This window comes from Reichenbachiella sp. MSK19-1 (genome assembly GCF_003590315.1).
Classification (GTDB): domain Bacteria; phylum Bacteroidota; class Bacteroidia; order Cytophagales; family Cyclobacteriaceae; genus Reichenbachiella; species Reichenbachiella agariperforans.
In genome coordinates, this window is record NZ_MIER01000016.1 from 137,663 (window position 1) to 159,249 (window position 21,587).

Here is a 21,587-nt window from a genome sequence, read left to right on the forward strand (position 1 = left end):
CTTTTGATCTGAAAGCCTAAACTATAGGCTCAAATTGGAGGTAAATGATTGTAAGATTACTTCCATTTCCTGCATAGGGACGCGCTTGTCCTCTCCTGGGTTGAACACATACCCCTCAAGGTAGTATATTCGCTTCTGCTCCTCATCTACGAATGTATAACTGACAAAGGGACCTCCTGCTGATATGTCGCTATACTTCCACAGTCCGCGAGCCTCTTTAGCATAACGACCTTTGAAGTTCACCTCCTTGACATATCCTAAGGTGTCCTGTAGCGTCATGTATATCTCTGGTTTTTGGATGTCCCGCATGTACATACTCGTGATAGACTCACGATAAGCCATCACATCCTCAAATGGCTCTTGGTTATCATAGGGACGGAAATAAACAAATATATCCTTCTCCCACTGCGTGTCTAATTGGCGAATCCAAACGAAATCCTTGAGGTTTTTAGCTAACTCATAACCATAAGGGATGTTCAATGTAAAGTCATGATCTTCTTCGAGACGCTTCTCTATTTGCTTTTCTCGGACTTTAAAAATTTTACTTGCAACGCGATCATTCTCAATCTTCAAAAAATGATTTCGGAGTGTCGATTGGTTGTCCTGGATATGCTTGATCAACTGTGTTTTGGTCTGACCAAAAAGGTGGAGTACATTCTGCTCCTTTGCATACACATCTGTCTGTGGCAGCATGAAAATACTACTGTCTTTTTTGATTCGCTCCACTGTCGCGTCGGAGTAATACTTGGACATCTGATAACTCTGTCTGCCTCGACTATCGAGCGTATGCACGAATATCACATTCGTCGCACGCTTAATGATACTGTTAAACTTGAGAGGGTTGATATTTCGAACCTTGAAATATGGTTCATCCTGTGGTAAGCCTGGCACATAGGCTGAAAATATATCTCGCAATGATTCGCCGATCTCCCCAGACCAATCTGTCGTATCCATCACCACCAAAACAGCATTCGGCTCTCCGCCCGCCTTTGGCAAATAAGTTTTGTCTGAATCCTTCTTGGACGAAATAGACTGGTCAGAAGAATTAGAACATGCCACGAGTAAAGACATACTCGTCAACAGCGTCAAGATACATAGCAACTTGGACATAGGCTTGGGAGATTTTAGGTATATGAAACGACGGTACGGCCAGCCCGAAGATCAGCAATTTACATGTTGATCAATAACTTTTGGCCTGGTTTAATACTCGAAGAGGTTAGGTTATTTAATTTTTTAATTTTCTCTATCGATAGATTGTCATACTGCTTGGATATACTCCATAGAGAATCTCCTGACTGCACCAAATGATATTTTCCTCCGGGTATTGTTTTTTGCTCTTGCACTGGAGCACTTGGCGTCTTGACCGCATAGACATCTTTGGTCGACTGATTGTAGTAGGGCATCACCCAAACATCTAGCCGCTGACCGACACGTATCATGTTACTGTTCAGGTTATTCCATCGTTTGAGATCCGACACGCGGACATTGTGTCGCTCGGCGATGGTCCCGAGTACATCACCGCTGCGTACACGATACACCTGTCGGGTTCTGCCGTAGGTAGCACCAGGAGTGTTTCTAGATAGATATTCTATCTCTTTCTTACCGACTTTGGATGCAGAATCCAACAAAGCCAACCTTTGTATTCTAAATGTGTCAGCCAGATCAGCAGGTACTTTCAGTGGGTAATTGGTCATGCCCTCTGGGATAGCTCCACGAAGTATCTGAGGGTTGAGGGTCAAAAGCTCGTCCAAACACAAATTTAACTGAGTCGCTAAAGTCTCCATGTGGACATAGTTACTCACATGTACCGTATCATAGGCCATCATGTGTTTGAGATCAGATTGATTGTCTATCAGGTTATGCTCCTCAGCATAATTGACAACATAGATCATGGCGACCAGCTGCGGCACATACGACCGTGTTTCTCTTGGTAAATAAGGATAAATCTCCCAAAACCCTTGTTTGTATCCTGAGCGACGGATTGCTTTTCTGACATTACCAGGACCTGTATTGTATGCTGCTAGTGCCAACTCCCAGTCATCAAACATGCTGTAAAGCACTTTGAGGTATCGGGCAGCTGACATGGTAGACTCCCATGGGTTCATTCGTTCGTCGATATACCAAGATTGATCGAGCTTATAGGCTTTTCCTGTATAGGGCATGAACTGCCACAGTCCGCCTGCGCCTACTCTCGATACCGCATTAGGATTGAGACCAGACTCGATGATCGCAAGATATTTAAGCTCATCAGGCATTCCTTTGTCTGCCAAAACCTGTTCGAAGATCGGAAAATAAAGGTTTTTCTTCTCCAGTACTCCACGGGTATAATCACGATTGCGCACCGTGAAATAATCAATAAAAGAATACACCCGCTCATTAAATTCGAGAGGAAGTGATTGCTGTAGGCATGACATGCGATCCGCGACGAGTTCATAACTCACATCTGGCAAAACATCGATCTCTTGCTGTGCAAGAGCGACATTCGTCCAAACCATCGAACCAGTCAAAAACGCTATAAAAAACCTACGGATCATAAAATGTGTTCTTTCAAATATTTGGAGAAAGATAATAATTTTTCCTCCTCGAACGAATTACAAATGACCTGTATGCCTATTGGAAGACCATTCTCATCAGTACCATTAGGGATGGAAACACATGGCAATCCTGCCAAAGATGCCTGTACTGTAAAAATATCTTCGAGGTACATCTCCAGCGGATTTCTGTCGTGACTATTCAAATCAAACGCTGGTGTAGGTGCTGTGGGCATGATGATAAAATCATTGTTCTCTAGCAGAGACTTCATCTCGTCACGAATCAATCGTCGAACTTTTTGCGCTTTGGTATAATATGCATCATAGAACCCTTCGCTCAGCACATAGGTTCCTAACAATATTCGTTTCACGACTTCTTCACCAAAACCCTCTGTCCGTGTTTTTCTATACATGGAATCCAAGTCCTTAGCATTTTCAGTCCTATAACCATATTTAACACCATCAAAACGCGAAAGGTTTGCACTCGCCTCAGCAGTTGTCAAAATATAATAGGTAGGAAGCACATAATTGAGATAGGTAAAATCCACCTTATGAATACGATTCCCCAAAGTCTCAATCTTATCAAAAACACGATCTACGGATTGCTTAACAGCAGAATCTATAGCCTCATGCGAGTTGATGTTTTCGAAGGAAACTACGCTAAATTTTTCTGCCCACTCAGGAGCTTTCGAATAGGCGGGTACATTGGTGGTGCTCACTGTGTGATCATACTCGTCGGGCCCTGCAGCGATCTCTAGCACGAGCGCAGTATCCTCTACCGAATGTGCCAATACACCCACACAGTCAAAAGAACTCGCATAAGCTGTGAGTCCATGCCTTGAGATTCTACCATAGGTGGGCTTAAAACCTATCACACCACAAAATGACGCAGGTTGTCGTACTGACCCACCAGTGTCTGACCCTATTGAGACCAAACACATCTCGGCCTGAACTGCTACAGCAGAGCCTCCCGATGAGCCTCCTGGTACTTTGTTTTTCCCTACAGCATTCTTAACAGGCCCATACACTGAGTTCTCATTAGATGAGCCCATAGCGAACTCATCACAGTTATTCCTCCCGATGATGATGGCATCTTCGTCGAGGAGTCGCTGAATGGGGGTCGCTGTGAACTGAGACTTGAATCCATCTAGGATTTTGCTGGCACTCTGTAGCGTATGCCCATTGTGACAGTACACGTCCTTGATGGTAATTACCATTCCAGCGAGGCGACCTGCAGAGCCATTGTTGATTTTCTCTTGAACCTCGGCCGCTTGCACTAACGCCTCCTCTTCGTACACTTCTGACAATGCATTGAGGTCGGTATTTTTTGACGTGATGTTAGACAAATAGCCTTGTACTAACTCTACGCAAGTGATGGTCCCAGATGCTATGTCGGATCGGACCTGAGACAGTGAATGGTAACTCTTCAAAACTTACTTTTTCTCTTCTTTGATTCCGTCTTCTATTTCATCTTTGATTTCTTTGGATGCATCCTTGAATTCACGGATTCCTTTACCCAAACCTTTGGCCAACTCAGGTATTTTCTTTGCTCCAAACAACAGCACAACAACTAGTACGATGATGACTAGCTCCCAACCTCCCGGCATACCAAATGCCAATATTGAATGTGTCATAATATTCTTTAACTTTATTGTATAACAATACAAAAGCAAAGATATGTAAATAGATTCAAGATCGATCGGGCACTATAAAATACTTGGAGGAATGTAAAACTGAGTACACACCCAGTATGACTAGTTTATCTGATACCAAAATATGATCTCTCCCTATTTCCCATGCTTTGCGATCCCTTTCTCAGGATATTACGTATGGGTAATCATGGATTTAAACCAGGTCACACTTCCTTCTCTATCACTAGATAAATCAATCCCGTTTTATCTAAAGCTCGGGCTACAGCTGATTGTAGATGCTTCACCGAGATACGCTAGGTTTCAATGTCCCGACGGTAATAGTTCCCTGTCTCTTCATCTCGTCGATGACCTTGCTACGGGCGCTGGAGTTGTTATCTATTTTGAGTGTAAACATCTGGATCAAGAATACGACCGTCTCACTGCCGAGGGAGTCATCTTTGACACAGTACCAACAGACCAAACTTGGTTGTGGCGTGAAGTAGCACTATCCGATCCAGATGGTAATCGTATCATTCTATACCACGCTGGTGACAACAGACTCAATCCTCCATGGCGGATAAACTAATCAGAGGACGATAACTGGGTCGAAGTATTTGATCGATTAGAAAATTAATACCACGGTGGCTTGATCTTAAATGATTTATTTTCACTTTTTCTGAACCCTTTTCTAAAGCTTCCGTTATATTTGTTGCAACATATAATGTTGATACAAAAAGAACTAAAATCATATTAAATTATTAGACCATGTTAAATACAATATTAGTAATCGTTACATTTTTTACGCTCACAGGTACTGAAAACACCAATGATGTACAAGCGAACGTCACCGAAAGTACTGTCATCTGGAAAGCAACCAAAGTAGTAGGTGGTGGACATGAAGGCACAGTAGTTGTCAAAGAAGCAGATCTCAAACTAAAAGGAACTGAACTAAAAGGCGGTTCGTTCACCGTAGATATGACGACTATCTCATCGACTGACCTAGAGGGTGAGTGGAAAGATAAACTCGATGGTCACCTGAAAAATGATGACTTCTTCGGTGTAGCTACTTACCCTACATCTACTTTCAAAATCACCAAAGTACAGAAAACTGCCGAAGGGAAATACAATGTAACTGGTGACATAACCATCAAAGGAACCACAGAAAGCATCACTTTCCCAGCTACTGTTACAGCAGAAGGAGACAAAGTAACTACCAATGCGACCATCACACTTAACAGAACCAAATATGGTGTAAAATATGGTTCAAGCAGCTTTTTTGACAACCTAGGAGATAAAGCTATCTCTGACGAATTCAAATTGATCGTGACACTAGTCACAGTAAAATAATTTCGATTAGACTGGAAATTCCAAAACCCTAACGATCCTCGCTAGGGTTTTTTTGTGTTCTATCCTTATTTAATATCCGTATTTAGTTACTTTAGATGCTTCAAAATACAAAACCATGAATCACACCAACAGAAGAGCATCGTTAGGCATAGTCATGATCGTCATCGGGATTTTATTCCTACTTGACAATTTCAACATCATATCCTTTTCCGTACCCCGTTACCTATTTACTTGGCAGATGATATTGGTCGTAATCGGTATTTTCCAGTTCGCTACGGGCAACCAGCGTGGTGGAGTACTACTCATTACTCTCGGCGTGATCTTCTGGATTCCTGATTATTTTGATGTAAGCTTTAAAGACTACTGGCCTGTATTCTTGATCGCACTGGGGCTCAGTTTTTTTTTCAAAAGTCGAACCGGAAAACTCCACCAGACTGAGTCTGACACCATAGACCACCTAGCGATACTCGGCGGCACGAACCAGACCGTGAGTAGCAAAAACTTCGCTGGGGGAAAAATCACCACCATCTTTGGAGGCGTAGAGGTAGACCTAAGGCAATCATCCCTCGCCGAAGGAAAAGCCATCCTTGACTCCTTCACGACTTTTGGTTCTGTCAAACTTTTCGTCCCGAACGACTGGGTAATCAATTACGAAGCGACTACTGTATTCGGTGGTTTCAAAGATAAACGCATCCACAAACCCACAGAATACTTTGGCAATGTACTCACGGTCAAAGGGATCGTACTCTTCGGGGGAATCGAACTAATTGGCTAGTTTTAATCCAAGCTATTGATCACCGACTTGATCGGGATCACCAGGCTCCACATGCCCACAGCCGCAGAGTCAGGAACACAGTCCGCATAGAACCTATCCGCTACATCATAAGGTACGGTATAGAGCGCATACTTATCATCCATCCGTTGTATAGCGGGTTGGCTACTTACACCGTTCTCATTATTATACTGATATGCGGCATACAGGTCTTTCTCTTGTCTAGACACAAAATCTCCCTCAGAGAAGCCCAGTTTGATTTGTCCAGAAATGACAGTGCTCAATGAATCAACTATTAGCTCTTCTCTTGCCAATATGCTCTGGCAATCCGATTTGATATGCAACAGGCTATCAAGCGAGCCATAAAGTCGCACACCAAATTGCTCTGCCGCAATAATCACCTCTGCCTCATTGAGCTGACGAATTTCCTGTGTTTTAATAATCTCATTCACGTTGGTTTTTTGTTCTCCTTCCAAAGCAGAACACGAAACCAAAAAGATAAGTCCAAGCCAATAATTTTTCATAAACTCAAATTTACAGATCCTTACCAATTATTCTACTGCGATCTAACCGCAAGATGAAGTTAATAGGCATGTTTTTTCATTGGAAGCTTTGATTTCCATCATTCATCATTATTTTTAGAATTCTATGACGAATAACCTAGACCTCAATGAACCTAACCCTAACATACTGTGTAGAGACTTCCCCGTCTTGGTCACTGGAGGAGCTGGTTTCATGGCATCATGGCTCGTCAAATACCTCCTCGATGATGGCTACAAAATTCGCGTAACTGTACGAGACATGCACAATGAGGATCGCTACAGACATCTGACCAAAATAGCAGAGCGATCCAAGGGGAGTTTAGAAATTTTCGAAGCAGATCTATTAGATCCTGATGCATTCAAAGGTTGCATGACTGGGTGCAACGTCGTCTTTCATACCGCTTCTCCATACAAAATAACCGGGATTAAAAACCCACAAAAAGAATTGATTGATCCCTCTCTAGAAGGCACTAGAAATGTACTAGAAGCGGTAAATAAGGCCCATTCGGTCAAAAAAGTCATTTTTACGAGCGCCATCTCTGCTATCTACGGGGACGCCACCGATATTGACGGGCTAGAGGAAGAATCCTTCAATGAAGCCCACTGGAACAAAAGCTCCAACCTCAAATACCAACCATTAGGCTTTGCAAAGACAGTAGCCGAGCGCGAGGCATGGCGTATCCATGATGCACAATCTCGCTGGAAAATGGCAACACTCAACCCATCACTGTGCCTTGGCCCTTCGCTAACCAACTATAGTCAGTCAGGTAGTTTTGATTTCATCCGTCAACTAGCTGATGGCACCTTTGCCTCTGGAGTTCCTGATCTCCAGCATGGGCTAGTGGATGTCAGGGATGTCGCTCATGCACATATATTTGCTGCACAAGACGAATATGCTACGGGTAGATTCCTTCTAGTCAACGAAGTAATGTCCCTACTTCAGCTCGCCAAGTTCCTGCACAAGAAGTTTGGTGAAGAATTTGACTTCCCTAGAAAAGAGCTCTCTAGTCGTATGCTGTACTTCTTTGGCTTCACCAAAGGGCTTTCTAGAAAATACGTAATGGAAAATGTGGGGAAACCGCTCAAAATAGACAATACTAGGAGCAAAAATGAATTAGGCGTCTACTACAAACCCGTCGAAGAAGCCGCCGAAGAAATGCTCCGCTTCATCCTAGATTATAATATGTTGAAGTAATAATTTATCAAAACCATCGCCCTCCTTTATATCAACCGCCTATGGTAGTTGATCTGACCAAGGTGATAATCGAAGTGACCAAGAAGTCGTAGCAAGAAAAACGTATAGGTCATGGGATGTCCAAATACTTCGACAGGAAAGGGCCGACTTAGCTGCTCCTCCGTCAATTTTGACATCCCTGCCTCAAATGCCTTTTCCGCCGCTTTGATCTCTTCTAGAATCTCCTTGAGAGGAACATTCCGCCGAGCAAACTCAGCCTCTCGGTCACGGACATAACCCGTCTCGCCAATCATCGCTCCGAAAAAATGCTGGGCATTGCCACAGAGGTGCAGCGCCAAAGTACCCGCCGAATTGCCAATACCAGGCTTCAAGAGCCAAAGGTCAGATTCATTCTCGTATGCTTTGAGCTCTGTCTCTAGTCTATCGAAGTTCAGAGCAAACACTTCTTTCATTGTCTCTATACTCGTACTCATACCATTCCGTTTCCTGGTGAATTGATGTAGTTGAGAAATTCGTTTTTGTACTTCTCCTCTAGGAACTTCCCACTAAAGTGGGCGGTACCCGTCTTGCTGTTGGTGTCGCCTACTCCCCTCGAAGACACGCACATGTGGTTGGCATCTATCACCACCCCGACATCCTCGGTTTTGAGCACCTTGCGGAGTTCGTTGGCGATCTGTACAGTGAGTCGCTCCTGCACCTGTGGGCGCTTGGAGTAGTACTGCACGATGCGGTTGATCTTGGACAAGCCAATCACCTCACCACTGGAGATATACGCCACGTGCGCCTTGCCATAGATTGGCACAAAATGGTGCTCACAATGTGAGTAGAACGTGATATCCTTTTCTACTAGCATTTGGTTGTAACCAAACTTATTTTCGAACAGACGCGCTTTGGGCTTGTTTTTGGGATTCAACCCACTGAAAACCTCCTCGACATACATCTTGGCCACTCGACGCGGTGTACCTGCTAGACTGTCGTCTGTCAGGTCCATCCCGAGGATTTGCATGATTTCTTTGAAATGCTTTGCGATCAGCTCCTTTTTGAGCTCATCGTCCATCTCGAAAGCATCTGGTCTGAGTGGCGTATCGTAAGACGATGCAACGTGATCGTCTAGTATATCATCATTGTCAAGCGGGGTATTCGACATAGTTTCTTTTTGTTTCATACAATTGAATTTTTATGTCATACTTTTCGTCAATCTCCTCTCTCAACAAATCATAAATGACAACTACAATATTTTCGGCCGTCGGGTTCAAGTCCTTGAACTCCGCTACATCCAAATTCAAATTTTTGTGATCAAAACGATCTACAACGAGACGTTTGATCATGTCGCTGAGGATCTTGATGTCGTAGACATAGCCTGTCTCAGGATCGATCTCTCCGATCAGTTTCACGTGCAGTTCATAATTGTGCCCATGGTAGTTCGGATTATTGCACTTCCCAAAGACCTCTTGGTTTTGCTGATCCGACCAGGCTGGATTATGCAAACGATGCGCTGCATTAAAATGTTCTTCTCGAATGACAGCTGTTTTCATGCTACGTGATTTGGAAATTTTGGCGTTTGGATTGAACTGACAAATTTTTGCAAATCTGACGACAATTCAATACTGATCTTACTTTCTAAACAATTCTTCAGTAGAAAAATTCAATAATCTTCATCTAAATCAGATTATTCTGCGTTAACGAGACTTTTATAAGATCAGTTTATCCAAACTGTACTAACTTCGTTTTTTAATAAATTGTCCTGCAATATATGGATTTTGAAGAGATCAAAAGTAGCATAATCAAGTATCAGGAAGACGGGCGAAAGCTCTTTACCACCTCCTCGTTTCAGACACACAGTATCGTTTTGCTCCACTTGTTGAGTAGAATTGACAAATCGATACCAGTATACTGTCTGAATACAGGATTCTTGTTTCCTGAAACGATTGAGTACAAGGACCAGCTAGCGGATGCCTTTGGTATCACCATCAAAGACATCAAACCCGACGTGCCCAAGAGCATCCAAAAAGATGCAGAAGGCAAACTGCTGTTCGCTTCGGATCCAGACAGATGTTGCTACTACAACAAGGTACAGCCTATGGACAAGCTCCTCTCGGACTATGACATCTGGATCAACGGCATCCGTCGTGATCAAAATGCCAACCGTGCCAAGATGCGTGTCGAAGAACCCTCCAAGATGAACACCGTGCGTTTTCATCCCATGCTGGAGTGGACCAACAAGATGATCTTTGACTACATCAAAGAGCATGATTTGCCGCGCCATCCGCTCGATGCGGTAGGCTACAGCAGTATCGGTTGTGAACCTTGTACCCGCAAGCCAAGCCTCGAAATGATGGAGCGTGAAGCACGGTGGTACGGCATGAACAAAACGGAATGTGGACTCCACACCGAACTAGTAAGTAAATAATCCAACGCAGCACGGCAAGCGTGCTGCGCTATTTAATCATATAATCCAGAGAGAACTGGACATACACTGAGATGAAAGTATTAGTAACTGGAGGTGCGGGATATATCGGCACCAGATTGATCAAAAAATTGAGCGCCAACAAACAGATAGACAAAATCATCGTCTATGACAACCTGATGCGTGGCAATTACAACCTCTTCTTGGGAGACAAATTCATCCATGGAGAATCGATCGAATTCATCAAAGGAGACCTGTTGGATTCGCGCACGCTCAAAAACGCACTCAAAGGCGTGGACGTTGTATTCCACTTGGCTGCCAAGGCTACTTCTCCCTTTGCCAATGTCAACTTACACTTCTACGAGCAGATCAACAACTGGGGCACTGCCGAGCTGACCTATGCGATCGAAGAAAGTGACGTGAAAAAATTCGTCTACCTCAGTAGCATGGGTGTGTATGGATTTTCGGATGAGCCAATCACCGAAAAGCATGATGTAAACCCTGCCTCCTTCTACGCGATCTCTAAGCAGCGCGGCGAAGAGCACGTCAAGCGCCTCAACAAAGCACATAATCCGATCATCCTCCGATGTGGAAACGTCTATGGCTACAGCCGCAGCATGCGATTCGATGCGGTGATCAATCGATTTGTCTTCGAGGCGAACTTTGATGGTAGACTTTCGATCCACGGTAGCGGCAACCAACAGCGTGCCTTCATCCACATCAGTTCGATCGCTGATATACTGGAGCAAATCGCGGTGACTGACATCCCAGCAGATACCTACAACGTGTCCGAACGCAACATGTCCGTACTCGATATCGTCGATGTACTGAAAGAACTCAAGCCAGAACTCGAATTCCTGTTCATCAATCAGCAAAACAACTACAACCAACAGCTGGTCAGTGCTGAACAGAAGTTGAAGCAATACATTCCATACGGAGAAGAGGAGTCCTTCAAAGACCAAATGATCGAGTTCCTCAATAGCTTTAGTTACTAATATCAACCGAGCAGATACGCAAAGAGCCGCTACCCAAGACTGATCTTAGGTAGCGGCTCTTTTTGCTTCGCAACTACTCTCGCACTCAGTACCTCAAGGTCTGAATTGCTCGCGCAGGAATACTCGCCTCAATCACTTGCGTCCCTACGAAGCACTGATAGTCTATCGCCTCGTCCGTCTCGTTCATCACTACGGTCGCGTAGCTCCCATCTTCGTTGACAAAGGTGGTCGCCATGAGCGAGGTGCGACTCGCTACTGTGCTCACCCGCTTAGCCCCTGGCTTGATATACTTCGAAAAGTGCCCAATATAGTAGTAGGACGGCGTATAGATCAAGTCGCCCGTTTGGCTGTCTGCATGTATCGGCGCAAAACAGAAATTACCCACGTGGTTCGGCCCTCCTTTATCATCCAGCAGAATATTCCAATCTGTCCAACCCGCTGTGCCACGGTTGAAGTCGTTGATCATTGACTTGCCGTATCGCTCGGCATTTGGCCAATACTGGTACTTCGCAGGATCGAATTTTTCGTTGCAGCCTTCGGTGAACATCAGCTGTTTGTCTGGGTAGGACTCCTTGACTCGTCTCAAATTCTCGAAGTTGGGCTCGCTACCTGTCCATGTCTCGTACCAGTGAAACCCTATACCCCAAGCATACTTGGCCGCTTCGGGATCGCCAAAAATAGTATTGGCTCGCTGCGTGATGAGGTCACGATTGTGATCCCATACGATGATATTCTTGTCCCCCAGCCCTTCGCTCGCCAAGGTCGGCCCGAGGTGATTCTTCAAGAAGTCACGCTCTTGCTCTGCTGTATAGATACACGATTCCCAGGTTTGAGTAGCCATGGGCTCGTTTTGTATCGTCAGGCCCCAGATCGGCACTTCTTCCACCTCATATGCTTTGATGAACTTGGCATAATATCTCGCCCAAGCAGGAGCAAACTCAGGAAGTAGCGAGCCTCCTTGAAGCATACGTCCAGTGGTCTTCATGAATGCTGGAGGGCTCCATGGACTCACATAGGTCAGCAATGAACCTCCCGCTTCTGTAATCGCTCTTTTGATCATCGGCAGACGGTAGGCTCGGTCATGCTCTATCGAAAAAGTCGCAAGAGCCGTGTCTCCCTCTTCGATGTAGGTGTACGATCCAGATCCAAAATCACTGCTATGAATCGTCGTACGAAGCAAACTGTATCCAATACCCTCTTGGGAATAGTACGCAGACAGCAACTCCTCCTGCTTGTCCGCTGAGAGTCCTGCGAAAACCTCCGCCGAAGCATCCGTCACTGCTCCTCCTATCCCTACCAACTCCTGAAAGGTCTTGTCGGGATTGACAAAAACAGATATCTGTGTCTCCAAAGGTTGCTCTCCCGGACCAAAAGTCTTCGTACCGGTCTGCGCCAGTCTCAAGTCTGTACCTCGGGCCGTCGTGTAGATCGTCGCTGTACTCAGCTCTTTTATTGGTTGTATTGTTTCGGGAACTGCTTCTTCTACAGGAGACTGTGGGGCACTGCAGCTCACCAGCAGCCCTAGCCCCCATGCAACGAATGCTATTTTATTCTGAATCATAAATTTCTAATTGTCCCAAATGAAAGTCGCCGTACTCCCAGCCTCCAAGACTGCCGAGAAGGATTGTTCTCCTTGGGTGATGTTACATATTTGTTTCGTATCGGTATTGTTGATCGCCAACAACACAATTTGATTCTCAGGAGTCAAGAACGCCACATTTGGCAACTCATCGGGTGCGTTGGACGCGATGCGCTTCGCTCCTGGTCGGACGAACTTCGAGGCATGTCCAATCGAGTAGTAGCCCGCGTTGCGGGTCACCTCATCGCCATCGATGGTGATCCCTCCGAGACATTGGCTACACCCTCCGTCAGTATGTGGCTGTAGATCAGGAGCAGACGATAGGTTCCACTCGATGACACTACGACTCCAATTGCGCGGAGCACCAATCATCAATTCACGGACATGCCATTTCAGATCTTCAGGGAAATTGCCGGGCGCGCCAAACCACTGCTCAGTGAAGTAGAGTCCCTTGTCTGGATGCGCACTATGTACATCAGACAGTGCCGCTATACTCCCACCATACATATGAAACGCCGACCCTGCTACATACTTTCGCACCTCGGGACGATCCAAAATTGAAATCGGATAATCCGGTCGATCCGCATTGTGATCATACAAAACAATCTTGGTCTTGATCCCCTTTTCTGCGAATGCAGGTCCGAGACTCCGCTCGATGAAATTGGCCTGCTCCTCTGGCTCCATGCTCATGCTCGGATTGTTGCCAGGGTGCAAGGGTTCGTTTTGGATGGTCATCGTCTCGATGGTGATTCCTTCCGCCTCCATGGCTTGAAAGTATTTAGTCAAATAAAGTGCATAGGAATCGTAATATTCTTCCTTTAGATGGCCTCCAATACTCGATCCATTGGTTTTCATCCAGACAGGAGGTGACCATGGACTTGCCATGATTTTGATATTAGGATTGATCGCTAATATTTTTTTGAGCATAGGGATCAACAGTTCTCTCTCTCGCTCTATCGAGAAATTTTCCTGCATCAGATCCGTTTCGCCTTCTGGCAGGTCGTTGTACGAGTACACCTCTGCATCCAAGTCCGATGCGGCAATACTGATGCGTAGATACGACACGCCTATGTCATTGGTACCGACACCAAACAGCTCCTGTAGCAAATCTGACTGTGCCTGTTCGTTCATCTGACTGAGGTGATAGACACTCCCTCCCGTCAACGCAAAGCCAAACCCCTCCATCTGCTGATACATTTGTGTTGGCTCTACGAACACATGCACATCAGCATCGAGTCGTGGTTCGCCTAGCAAATCCGAGGACTCTTCCAACTGGCGCTCTCGACTCGCATCAGTCACGTACACTTGTACGACGGGTTCTACATGAAGAGATTGTGTCTGATTATCTGAGATCTCTTGGCTGTCTTTGGCTCCACACGCCGCTAGCATCAGACCACAGCAATAGGTAAGTACTCGATTCATTATTCTATCGTTTGGTTTGGATCCCAGACGAATGTCGCCACAGCCCCCGCATCCAACGAAGCAGAAAAGGACAGCTCGCCCTGAGTCATATTGAAAGTTTTGTAAGCGTCGGTATTGTTGAGAGCGAGTAGGACTATCTGCCCTTCAGGCGTTAGAAAACTCACGTTAGGAATCTCACCAGTATAATTGGACGAGATACGTGTCGATCCTGGCACGACAAACTTCGACGCATGGGCAATCACATAGTAACCCGCTTTGCGCGACACTGTATTGCCGCTGATTTCTATCCCTCCCAAGCATGCCGTACATCCCCCATCGGTGTGCGGCTGTAGGTTGGGCGCTGACGATAGATTCCACTCGATCACGTTGCGGCTCCAGTTGCGCGTCGCTCCGATGATGATCTCTCGTATGTGCCACTGCAAGTCTCCTGAGAAATTGCCTGGCGCACCGAACCACTGTTCGGTGAAATATATGTTCTTGTCCGGATGACTATTGTGCACTGAAGATAGGGCAGAGATATCACCTGCATAGAGGTGAAACCCTGAACCATCGACATATTGTCGTGTTTCTTCGTCATCGAGTATCGAGATCGGATAACTCGTCATGTCTGCATTGTGATCGTAGAGAACGACTTTCGTCGAAATATCATGTGCAGCAAAGAGGGGCCCCAAGCTACTTTTGATGAACTCGTTTTGCTCTTCCGCAGACATCTCCATGCTCGGGTTGTTGCCGCCATGTAGGGGTTCATTTTGAATGGATATCGTCTCTATCGTGATCCCTTCTGCCTCCATAGCCTGTAGATACTTGACCAAATAAAGCGCGTACGAATCATAGTATTCGGTAAGCAACCGACCGCCTTTGGATGCGCCATTGGTTTTCATCCACACAGGAGGAGACCAAGGGGTCGCCATCAACTTGAGGTCTGGTTTGATCTCCAATATTTTTTTGAGCAGCGGGATCAAAACCGCTCGATCTGGTTCGATCGAAAATTGCAGCTGATCCATGTCTGTTTCTCCCTGCGGGAGATCATTGTAAGAAAACACAGAAGCATCCAAATCCGATGCTCCAATGCTAATGCGCAAATATGAGATGCCAATCCCATCCCCTTCTGTTCCAAATAGCTCTTGGAGCAAGTCATCCTGTGCCGCATCACTCATTTGGCTGATGTGCTGTGCACTACCACCTGTCAGGGCAAACCCAAAACCATCGATGTCTTGGTAGCCAATCTCTGGATTAATCGTCAAGTTGATACTTGCATTGGCTACTGCCGCTCCGACTAAACCCTCTTGTTGAGCAAACTTGACCGACTCATTGGCCTTGGTCAAATACACCATCACCTCGGGCAGGTTTGTCTCTGGAGGCTCGACTACTGGAGGAGGTGGTGCGACAGTCTCGTCACTTTCTGCGCAATTGAGTAAACACAAACACATTCCCCACAGCACTGCTATCCATACTTTTCTATTCATCATTGAGTTATTTGCTGAACCCTACGATTCAGGAGTGATGAGCAGGTGAATCTAATTCACCTGCTCATGTTGTACTTATTCACTAACCGATCAAACGGCTTTCAACCTGTTTATTATAATACTTCCTTGATCTCCACATTGTCGAGGTGCATGCCCTCACCAAATGGAGAGACTTCTTCATCTGAGGCCCATCCCGAACCAGCTTTGAAAAGCAAATAGATCGAGCCATCCTCCGTCAAACTGTCTGCGGGCAGAGTAAACTCACCACTAGCATCCAACGACTGAGTGTAAGCATTCGCAGCAGTACACCCCTGTGCGATTTCCATGATGTCTCCATCAAAAGCACCTTTGAGACAATCTTCGCCTTCTCCGTAGGCTTTGAGTGCAACTTGCGACCCTGGCTTATTGATGATATCTTCTGAGTCAGGTGATTCGTGTAGGAAATATACCTCGAACCACGTGCCGTCATTGCCTGTCGTACTGCTGATATTGGCAGAGAACTTATAGGTTTTGTCTGCTGTCAAGGCCACCTTCTGATACAAGATATGGTTCGAATACTGGTAAACCTTGTCCATATCATCCGTCGCGTTTTTGAACATGAAAGTCTCATCAACAAACGCCGCTTCCGTGATGTTGTCATCAGCTGTCCACAGTGCTGCGGATGTCCATGCTGACGCATCAGACATGTCTCCACTTGCTACGAGATTGGGGCCGAACCCTGACACTTTCACTTCTTGGGTCGCATCATCACTGCCTCCCTCATTGGTAGTTGTCAAGGTGACTGTATAGGTACCACTCTCTGTATAGGTATGCTCAGCATTGGCAGAAGTAACAATGTCTGAATCATCTCCAAAATCCCAAGCATAGCTTTCTCCTCCTATGGACGTATTGGTCACAGAGATCATCATCGTATTCTCTTCGTTCACTTCGAGTGTGAAGCCCGCCAAAGGCGCATCCACAGTTTTGTCTTCTTTGCTATCCTCTCCGCATGAGCTGAGAATCACAGGCGCTACGAGAAGTGCCGCCAAATAGCTGTAATTTCTAAATAGTCTTTTCATAATTATAGTTGTTAAAAATTGATTTGATAAAATGTACCATGGGTCCGCACACGGGCTTTCCCCTATGTTTTCCATCCCGACTTTCATGCTATCAATCTGGACAGAGGTATTTTGATTATTCGTTGGGTGTCAGGTTTGGATTTCTATCCAATTCTTCCTGTGGAATCGGTACGAAAATCTTGCTCTCATCCATGTTGTACTCAACTGGCTGCCCCGTACGCAAATCGATTTCCACCAGGTTATTCATCACCGATACGACCTGATCAAAGCGCACGAGATCATCCCAGCGCTGACCTTCTTGTGCCAACTCCAACCTTCTTTCGTCCAATATCGCCTGTCTCATGCTAGCTTGACTCGCCTGATCTGCGACCGTCAGATTTGGTAAGTTTACCCTCGACCGAATGCGGTTGACCTCAGTTGCTGCATCACCCAGTCGATTGAGTCCTGTGAGCGCCTCTGCTTTGAGCAAAACCACATCCCCTAGACGGAGCAAGTGCAGACGGTCTGTACTCGCCCAACCATCGGCATGCTTCCACTTGTAAGCGAATGGAATCGAGCTGCCCACGGCATTGCCCCAGTACTCATCCACCCAATTGACAGACTCAAACAGTACAGTCGCATCTCTACGAATCACATCGCCCTCAGCAGCATAAGCATCGATGAGGTTGTGCGAAGGCGTAGTAAATTTCCTCCAAGTATCTCCCGATATCGATGGAGGCAAATGCATCTGTGGTCCCCAAGTCGCCTCAGGTGCTCCGATATATTGCACCTCCAGGATGGACTCGGCATTGTTGTAGTGTGCCCCATCAAACAAGTCTGCATAGTCAATCAATGTGTAATTGGCTGAACTGCTCTCCACCGCTAGGATATAATCCAGTGCCGCTTGATAATCAGGCGTCGGACGTTGCAATGCCGCCTTGGCGGCTAAGGCATTGGCAGCACCAGCAGTCGCTCGTGCCTTGTTGACACTCGCATCTGAGCCATAGGTATCCGGCAGCATTGAGATCGCCATTGTGAGATCTGACAAGATTTGGTCGTAGACTTCATCCTCTGTAGACTTCTCCGGACGAATGACATCAGGGTCCGTAGATTTGACAAATTCCGTCACCAGCGGTACCTGTCCCCAAGTCGTGACTAGTGTGTAATAATGATATGCACGTAAGAAATACGCCTCCCCGAGTATCTGCTCTCTGCGCTCCTCTGTCAGCTGTGGGTCTTCTACCAAAGGTGCTCTTTCGAGTACCACATTTGCTTTCGCAATGGCATTGTAGATGTTGGACCAGTTGGTCAACAGACGTGAGTTAGTAGGCGTCACCGTCAACCAGTCCAATTGAAAAATCTCTGGGTTGTCTCCTCCTGCGTAATGATTGTCGGAGCGCACATCTTGAAACAAGATCTTGTCCCAAGCATAATAATCTGAAGACTGAAAGGACTCGTACGCGCCTACCAAAACCGCCTCGATCTGGCCAGCATTGTCATAGCCTACTTCGGTCGTCTCCTGAGAGATCGGTTCCAAATCCAAAAAATCATCACAGGCCACCAAGCACAGACCAAGTGCCATGCTTAGGGCTATATTTATCTTTACATTTATTTTTTTCATGGGTAGCGATTTTAGAAAGTGAGGTTAAGTCCAGCGATGAAATTGCGGGTCTGTGGATAGGTACCATAGTCGATTCCCTGGGCGGTGTTGCTATACCCAAAGGCATTGACCTCTGGATCAAAACCTGAATAACCCGTGAATGTGAAGAGGTTTTCACCTGTGACATAAACCTTCAGTCCTTTGATGTTGGCCTTGGACAAGAGTGACGATGGCAAATCATAGCCTAGCGTCACGGTTTTGACTCTCAGGTATGATGCATCTTCGATGAATCGAGTAGAGATTCGCGAGTTATCGGTATTGCCCCAAGTTGCTCTCGGAATATCCGTCACATCTCCTGGCTGCCTCCATCGATCCAGTACTGCCGTGGATTGATTCTTAGGATCGGTCATGCCCTCGATATCAATGCGCGATGCATTCAGGATGTCATTGCCATAGGATCCTTGCAAGAACACGAGCAAGGTGAAACCCTTGTAGCTCAGTGTATTGGTCATCCCGTAGAGGAAGTCTGGATTGGCATGTCCAATGATACGACGGTCGTCCGCCGTAGGTGTGAAAGTGCTCTCTCCATTCTGATCTAGGTAGTAAGCATCCCCTGTCTGTGGATCCACCCCTCCATACACATAACCATACAAAGTACCGAGTGACTCCCCTTCACGAACCAAACTGGCTTCACCACGACCTGCAACAGCCCCGTCAAAAATCTCTTGCCCAACGATATCGATTACTTTGTTTTGATTGAATGAAATGTTGAAATCCGTATTCCATTTGAAGTCTTTGTCAAGATTAACTGTACTGACAACAAACTCTAACCCTTGGTTTTGCAGTTCTCCGATGTTTTGGATGGCATTGTCAAAACCCGTGGATCGGGGCAGCGGAGCATTGAGCAATAGATCAGTGGTGGTCTTGCGGTAAGCATCTGCCGTCAACGTCACTCGGTTGTTCCACAAGCCTAGATCCACACCGATATTGGTCTGCTGCGACTCCTCCCATTTGAGCGTATTGTTACTGATCGAGGCTGGATAAGTCCCTGGCTGAGTCACTCCTCCGATGGGATAGTTGGCACCTCCTCCAATCAACCCAAGATAAGAGTAGCGATTGTCGCCACTTAGCTGGTCGTTTCCTACGATACCCCATCCTGCACGGATTTTCAAATCACTGATGGTAGAAATCCCTTCGAGAAAGCTCTCCTCGGAGATTCTCCATCCCCCTGATACCGATGGGAAATATCCCCAGCGATTCTCAGGGCCAAAAACACTAGATCCATCGACCCGAAAATTGGCTGTCAACAAATACTTGTCATTGTACTCGTAGTGTACTCTACTGAGGTAAGACTGATTGGCCTTCTCCGACTTGGTCGCGGTAGCCTCGATGATCTGCGAACCCACATTGGGTGTTTGTATTCCATCGCTCGAAAAATTCTGAGTCACCACCTTGTTGTATTCCCAAGTGAATTTTTGCTGTACCGCTCCGACCAGTACTTCCACTCTGCTCTTCCCGATGTCTTTGGTATAGGATAGCGTATTGTCGAGAATGTAATACTGATTTTTGTTCGTGTTGTTTTCGGCACGGCCATTCAAGGCTCGTCCATAGCTCGTCAAATAAGGATTCAAAAAGTAGTCGTAGATGTCATTGTTATGATCCAGACCGATGTTGCTCCTGAACTTAAAGTTTTTGAGAAAAGAGATCTCCGCATAGGTATTTCCAATCAAACGTTGGTTGCGGTATTTTCTATCCGATCCATCGGTACTCGCAAGTGGGTTTTCCCAGTTCTGGAACGGGTTGCTCGTGAAGCTGCCGTCTGGGTTGTAAATCCCAATGATCGATGGAGTCGACAATGCCCCAAGCAATACTCCCCCCGAATTCACGGCTTGGTTGTCAGTCACATCTACATCGGAGTAGAGGGTATAGGCTACACGTGTTCCGACCTTGAGCCAATCACTCACCTCATGGTCTAAGTTGACTTTGAAATTGGTTCGACTCATCTCCGAAGTACGTACGGCTCCTTTTTGATCCGTCCATCCACCCGAGATATAGTAGTTCGTCTTTTCGTCCTTGCCAGATATCGACAATTGATAGTTCTGTGATACCCCGCGCTGGAATACCTCATCCTGCCAGTCCGTGTTTTCGGTATACTGTGACCAATCCGTATTTTGGCCCATCTCCTGCATCAGCTCGATGTAATCTCTGCTGCCCAGCACATCCATTTTTTTCCATACTTGGGCAAAGCCACCGTAGGCATTGAAATTGATTTGTGCATTGTCAGTTGTACCTCGTTTGGTCGTGATCAGTACTACCCCATTTGCTCCTTGCGCCCCATATATGGCTGCCGACGAAGCGTCCTTTAGGATCGAAATAGATTCTACATCTGCAGGATTGATCGAACGGGTGTCAGTCGTGGGTACTCCGTCCACCACGTAAAGAGGTTCACTGCCCGCATTGATGGAGTTGGTTCCACGGATTCTAAGGTTGAGCCCTTGAGAGGGTTTCCCGCTACTGGACATCACTTGCACACCCGCTGCTTTTCCTTGGATGAGTGATCCGATCTGAGAGTTGGGGCGTAGGCTCATGTCTTCGTCACCCACTACAGCGATGGATCCTGTCACGTCTTTTTTCTCCTGCGTCCCATAGCCTACCACCACGATCTCCTCTAAACTGACGACATCTTCTACCAGCGCAAATTGGAAACTGGATTGATTGCCCACTGATACAGTCTGACTCAAGTAGCCCAAAGAGCTCACCACCAGCTGATCCGTCGGGGAAAAATCATAGGTGATCGAAAACCTCCCGTCTATGTCCGTCACCGCTCCTGTAGTAGTCCCGACGAGCTGAATCGTCGCGCCCGGTATCGGCTCTGCAAATTCATCTGTCACTTGGCCCACCACAGTACTCTGCTGTGCCATCGCGACGCTTTGTGTCAGTAGAAATACTACCAACACGCAAGCATATAATCTAATCTTGTCAATGTGTTTCATGCGTTGTTCATTCGTCTTTTGAAATAATCATGTTCCCATTTTTAGGAATATGTAAACCAAGAAAGATCCA

At 46.2% G+C, this 21,587-nt stretch carries 20 protein-coding genes; 6 read left to right on the plus strand and 14 right to left on the minus strand.

Annotated elements, in window-relative coordinates; genetic code table 11:
* Nucleotides 1-21 precede the first annotated feature (21 nt).
* The 4 genes from BGP76_RS13265 to BGP76_RS13280 are packed head-to-tail and all read right to left on the minus strand — an operon-like array spanning nt 22 to nt 4,165.
* On the minus strand, nt 22-1,110 hold the full coding sequence (locus BGP76_RS13265) for a DUF4837 family protein (RefSeq protein WP_119845059.1): 1,089 nt from the start codon (nt 1,108-1,110) through the stop codon (nt 22-24).
* Nucleotides 1,111-1,169: 59 nt separating this feature from the next.
* The gene (locus tag BGP76_RS13270) at nt 1,170-2,534 is read right to left on the minus strand and encodes a lytic transglycosylase domain-containing protein (RefSeq protein WP_119845060.1); all 1,365 of its coding nucleotides are present in this window, start codon (nt 2,532-2,534) and stop codon (nt 1,170-1,172) included.
* Nucleotides 2,531-3,961 carry an Asp-tRNA(Asn)/Glu-tRNA(Gln) amidotransferase subunit GatA gene (gene gatA, locus BGP76_RS13275; protein WP_119845061.1) on the minus strand — a complete coding sequence of 477 codons (1,431 nt, stop codon included), beginning with the start codon at nt 3,959-3,961 and terminating at the stop codon, nt 2,531-2,533. Before gatA ends, BGP76_RS13270 begins: the two co-directional genes overlap by 4 nt.
* Nucleotides 3,962-3,964: 3 nt before the next feature.
* Nucleotides 3,965-4,165, minus strand: coding sequence for a twin-arginine translocase TatA/TatE family subunit (locus BGP76_RS13280; RefSeq protein WP_073123839.1), 201 nt, complete (start codon nt 4,163-4,165; stop codon nt 3,965-3,967).
* A 205-nt stretch (nt 4,166-4,370) separates the two neighbouring features.
* On the opposite strand from BGP76_RS13280, the gene BGP76_RS13285 reads away from it, so the two are divergent.
* The 3 genes from BGP76_RS13285 to BGP76_RS13295 all read left to right on the plus strand — a co-directional run bounded on the left by BGP76_RS13285 (nt 4,371) and on the right by BGP76_RS13295 (nt 6,284).
* The gene (locus tag BGP76_RS13285) at nt 4,371-4,748 is read left to right on the plus strand and encodes a VOC family protein (RefSeq protein WP_119845062.1); all 378 of its coding nucleotides are present in this window, start codon (nt 4,371-4,373) and stop codon (nt 4,746-4,748) included.
* Between the two features lie 179 nt (nt 4,749-4,927).
* The gene (locus tag BGP76_RS13290) at nt 4,928-5,509 is read left to right on the plus strand and encodes a YceI family protein (protein ID WP_119845063.1); all 582 of its coding nucleotides are present in this window, start codon (nt 4,928-4,930) and stop codon (nt 5,507-5,509) included.
* A gap of 115 nt (nt 5,510-5,624) precedes the next feature.
* A complete protein-coding gene (locus BGP76_RS13295; RefSeq protein WP_073123833.1) occupies nt 5,625-6,284 on the plus strand; it encodes a LiaI-LiaF-like domain-containing protein in 660 nt (219 codons plus the stop codon).
* 2 nt (nt 6,285-6,286) lie between these two features.
* Here the strand turns inward: BGP76_RS13295 and BGP76_RS13300 are convergent, their stop codons facing one another.
* A complete protein-coding gene (locus BGP76_RS13300; RefSeq protein ID WP_073123831.1) occupies nt 6,287-6,805 on the minus strand; it encodes a hypothetical protein in 519 nt (172 codons plus the stop codon).
* Nucleotides 6,806-6,929: 124 nt separating this feature from the next.
* Between BGP76_RS13300 and BGP76_RS13305 the strand changes: the two genes are divergently transcribed.
* Entirely contained in the window at nt 6,930-8,018 is a 1,089-nt protein-coding gene (locus tag BGP76_RS13305; RefSeq protein WP_119845064.1) for an NAD-dependent epimerase/dehydratase family protein, read from the plus strand.
* 26 nt (nt 8,019-8,044) lie between these two features.
* Here the strand turns inward: BGP76_RS13305 and BGP76_RS13310 are convergent, their stop codons facing one another.
* The 3 genes from BGP76_RS13310 to BGP76_RS13320 are packed head-to-tail and all read right to left on the minus strand — an operon-like array spanning nt 8,045 to nt 9,553.
* Nucleotides 8,045-8,491, minus strand: coding sequence for a DinB family protein (locus BGP76_RS13310; protein WP_252737270.1), 447 nt, complete (start codon nt 8,489-8,491; stop codon nt 8,045-8,047).
* Nucleotides 8,488-9,183 (minus strand): GTP cyclohydrolase I FolE, encoded by a 696-nt coding sequence (folE, locus tag BGP76_RS13315; RefSeq protein ID WP_073123825.1) that lies wholly within the window; start codon nt 9,181-9,183, stop codon nt 8,488-8,490. Before folE ends, BGP76_RS13310 begins: the two co-directional genes overlap by 4 nt.
* The gene (locus BGP76_RS13320) at nt 9,146-9,553 is read right to left on the minus strand and encodes a 6-carboxytetrahydropterin synthase (RefSeq protein WP_073123824.1); all 408 of its coding nucleotides are present in this window, start codon (nt 9,551-9,553) and stop codon (nt 9,146-9,148) included. Before BGP76_RS13320 ends, folE begins: the two co-directional genes overlap by 38 nt.
* 218 nt (nt 9,554-9,771) lie before the next feature.
* Here BGP76_RS13320 and BGP76_RS13325 point away from each other — a divergent pair, with 218 nt between their 5' ends.
* Complete coding sequence (locus BGP76_RS13325; protein WP_099600163.1) at nt 9,772-10,428, plus strand: phosphoadenylyl-sulfate reductase; 657 nt, start codon at nt 9,772-9,774, stop codon at nt 10,426-10,428.
* Nucleotides 10,429-10,499: 71 nt separating this feature from the next.
* Nucleotides 10,500-11,420 carry an NAD(P)-dependent oxidoreductase gene (locus tag BGP76_RS13330; protein ID WP_119845065.1) on the plus strand — a complete coding sequence of 307 codons (921 nt, stop codon included), beginning with the start codon at nt 10,500-10,502 and terminating at the stop codon, nt 11,418-11,420.
* 85 nt (nt 11,421-11,505) lie between these two features.
* Here the strand turns inward: BGP76_RS13330 and BGP76_RS13335 are convergent, their stop codons facing one another.
* The 6 genes from BGP76_RS13335 to BGP76_RS13360 all read right to left on the minus strand — a co-directional run bounded on the left by BGP76_RS13335 (nt 11,506) and on the right by BGP76_RS13360 (nt 21,517).
* Nucleotides 11,506-12,981, minus strand: a complete 1,476-nt coding sequence (locus BGP76_RS13335; protein WP_119845066.1) for a glycoside hydrolase family 30 beta sandwich domain-containing protein — start codon at nt 12,979-12,981, stop codon at nt 11,506-11,508.
* Between the two features lie 6 nt (nt 12,982-12,987).
* Nucleotides 12,988-14,421, minus strand: coding sequence for a glycoside hydrolase family 30 beta sandwich domain-containing protein (locus tag BGP76_RS13340; protein ID WP_221409892.1), 1,434 nt, complete (start codon nt 14,419-14,421; stop codon nt 12,988-12,990).
* Nucleotides 14,421-15,890 carry a glycoside hydrolase family 30 beta sandwich domain-containing protein gene (locus BGP76_RS13345; protein ID WP_255416132.1) on the minus strand — a complete coding sequence of 490 codons (1,470 nt, stop codon included), beginning with the start codon at nt 15,888-15,890 and terminating at the stop codon, nt 14,421-14,423. The genes BGP76_RS13340 and BGP76_RS13345 overlap by 1 nt, the downstream gene beginning before the upstream one ends.
* 110 nt (nt 15,891-16,000) lie before the next feature.
* Nucleotides 16,001-16,945 carry a PKD domain-containing protein gene (locus BGP76_RS13350; protein WP_158233443.1) on the minus strand — a complete coding sequence of 315 codons (945 nt, stop codon included), beginning with the start codon at nt 16,943-16,945 and terminating at the stop codon, nt 16,001-16,003.
* A gap of 115 nt (nt 16,946-17,060) precedes the next feature.
* On the minus strand, nt 17,061-18,545 hold the full coding sequence (locus BGP76_RS13355; RefSeq protein WP_119845069.1) for a RagB/SusD family nutrient uptake outer membrane protein: 1,485 nt from the start codon (nt 18,543-18,545) through the stop codon (nt 17,061-17,063).
* Nucleotides 18,546-18,556: 11 nt separating this feature from the next.
* The gene (locus BGP76_RS13360; RefSeq protein ID WP_119845070.1) at nt 18,557-21,517 is read right to left on the minus strand and encodes a TonB-dependent receptor; all 2,961 of its coding nucleotides are present in this window, start codon (nt 21,515-21,517) and stop codon (nt 18,557-18,559) included.
* Between the last annotated feature and the right edge of the window lie 70 nt (nt 21,518-21,587).

What these genes read in the sequence shown, in the direction of transcription:
- BGP76_RS13265 (WP_119845059.1), bottom strand. Translation starts at nt 1,110, where the DNA reads ATGTCCAAGTTGCTATGTATCTTGACGCTGTTGACGAGTATGTCTTTA.
- BGP76_RS13270 (WP_119845060.1), bottom strand. Translation starts at nt 2,534, where the DNA reads ATGATCCGTAGGTTTTTTATAGCGTTTTTGACTGGTTCGATGGTTTGG.
- BGP76_RS13280 (WP_073123839.1), bottom strand. Translation starts at nt 4,165, where the DNA reads ATGACACATTCAATATTGGCATTTGGTATGCCGGGAGGTTGGGAGCTA.
- BGP76_RS13285 (WP_119845062.1), top strand. Translation starts at nt 4,371, where the DNA reads ATGGATTTAAACCAGGTCACACTTCCTTCTCTATCACTAGATAAATCA.
- BGP76_RS13290 (WP_119845063.1), top strand. Translation starts at nt 4,928, where the DNA reads ATGTTAAATACAATATTAGTAATCGTTACATTTTTTACGCTCACAGGT.
- BGP76_RS13295 (WP_073123833.1), top strand. Translation starts at nt 5,625, where the DNA reads ATGAATCACACCAACAGAAGAGCATCGTTAGGCATAGTCATGATCGTC.
- BGP76_RS13300 (WP_073123831.1), bottom strand. Translation starts at nt 6,805, where the DNA reads ATGAAAAATTATTGGCTTGGACTTATCTTTTTGGTTTCGTGTTCTGCT.
- BGP76_RS13305 (WP_119845064.1), top strand. Translation starts at nt 6,930, where the DNA reads ATGACGAATAACCTAGACCTCAATGAACCTAACCCTAACATACTGTGT.
- BGP76_RS13310 (WP_252737270.1), bottom strand. Translation starts at nt 8,491, where the DNA reads ATGAGTACGAGTATAGAGACAATGAAAGAAGTGTTTGCTCTGAACTTC.
- folE (WP_073123825.1), bottom strand. Translation starts at nt 9,183, where the DNA reads ATGAAACAAAAAGAAACTATGTCGAATACCCCGCTTGACAATGATGAT.
- BGP76_RS13320 (WP_073123824.1), bottom strand. Translation starts at nt 9,553, where the DNA reads ATGAAAACAGCTGTCATTCGAGAAGAACATTTTAATGCAGCGCATCGT.
- BGP76_RS13325 (WP_099600163.1), top strand. Translation starts at nt 9,772, where the DNA reads ATGGATTTTGAAGAGATCAAAAGTAGCATAATCAAGTATCAGGAAGAC.
- BGP76_RS13330 (WP_119845065.1), top strand. Translation starts at nt 10,500, where the DNA reads ATGAAAGTATTAGTAACTGGAGGTGCGGGATATATCGGCACCAGATTG.
- BGP76_RS13335 (WP_119845066.1), bottom strand. Translation starts at nt 12,981, where the DNA reads ATGATTCAGAATAAAATAGCATTCGTTGCATGGGGGCTAGGGCTGCTG.
- BGP76_RS13340 (WP_221409892.1), bottom strand. Translation starts at nt 14,421, where the DNA reads ATGAATCGAGTACTTACCTATTGCTGTGGTCTGATGCTAGCGGCGTGT.
- BGP76_RS13345 (WP_255416132.1), bottom strand. Translation starts at nt 15,890, where the DNA reads ATGATGAATAGAAAAGTATGGATAGCAGTGCTGTGGGGAATGTGTTTG.
- BGP76_RS13350 (WP_158233443.1), bottom strand. Translation starts at nt 16,945, where the DNA reads ATGAAAAGACTATTTAGAAATTACAGCTATTTGGCGGCACTTCTCGTA.
- BGP76_RS13355 (WP_119845069.1), bottom strand. Translation starts at nt 18,545, where the DNA reads ATGAAAAAAATAAATGTAAAGATAAATATAGCCCTAAGCATGGCACTT.
- BGP76_RS13360 (WP_119845070.1), bottom strand. Translation starts at nt 21,517, where the DNA reads ATGAAACACATTGACAAGATTAGATTATATGCTTGCGTGTTGGTAGTA.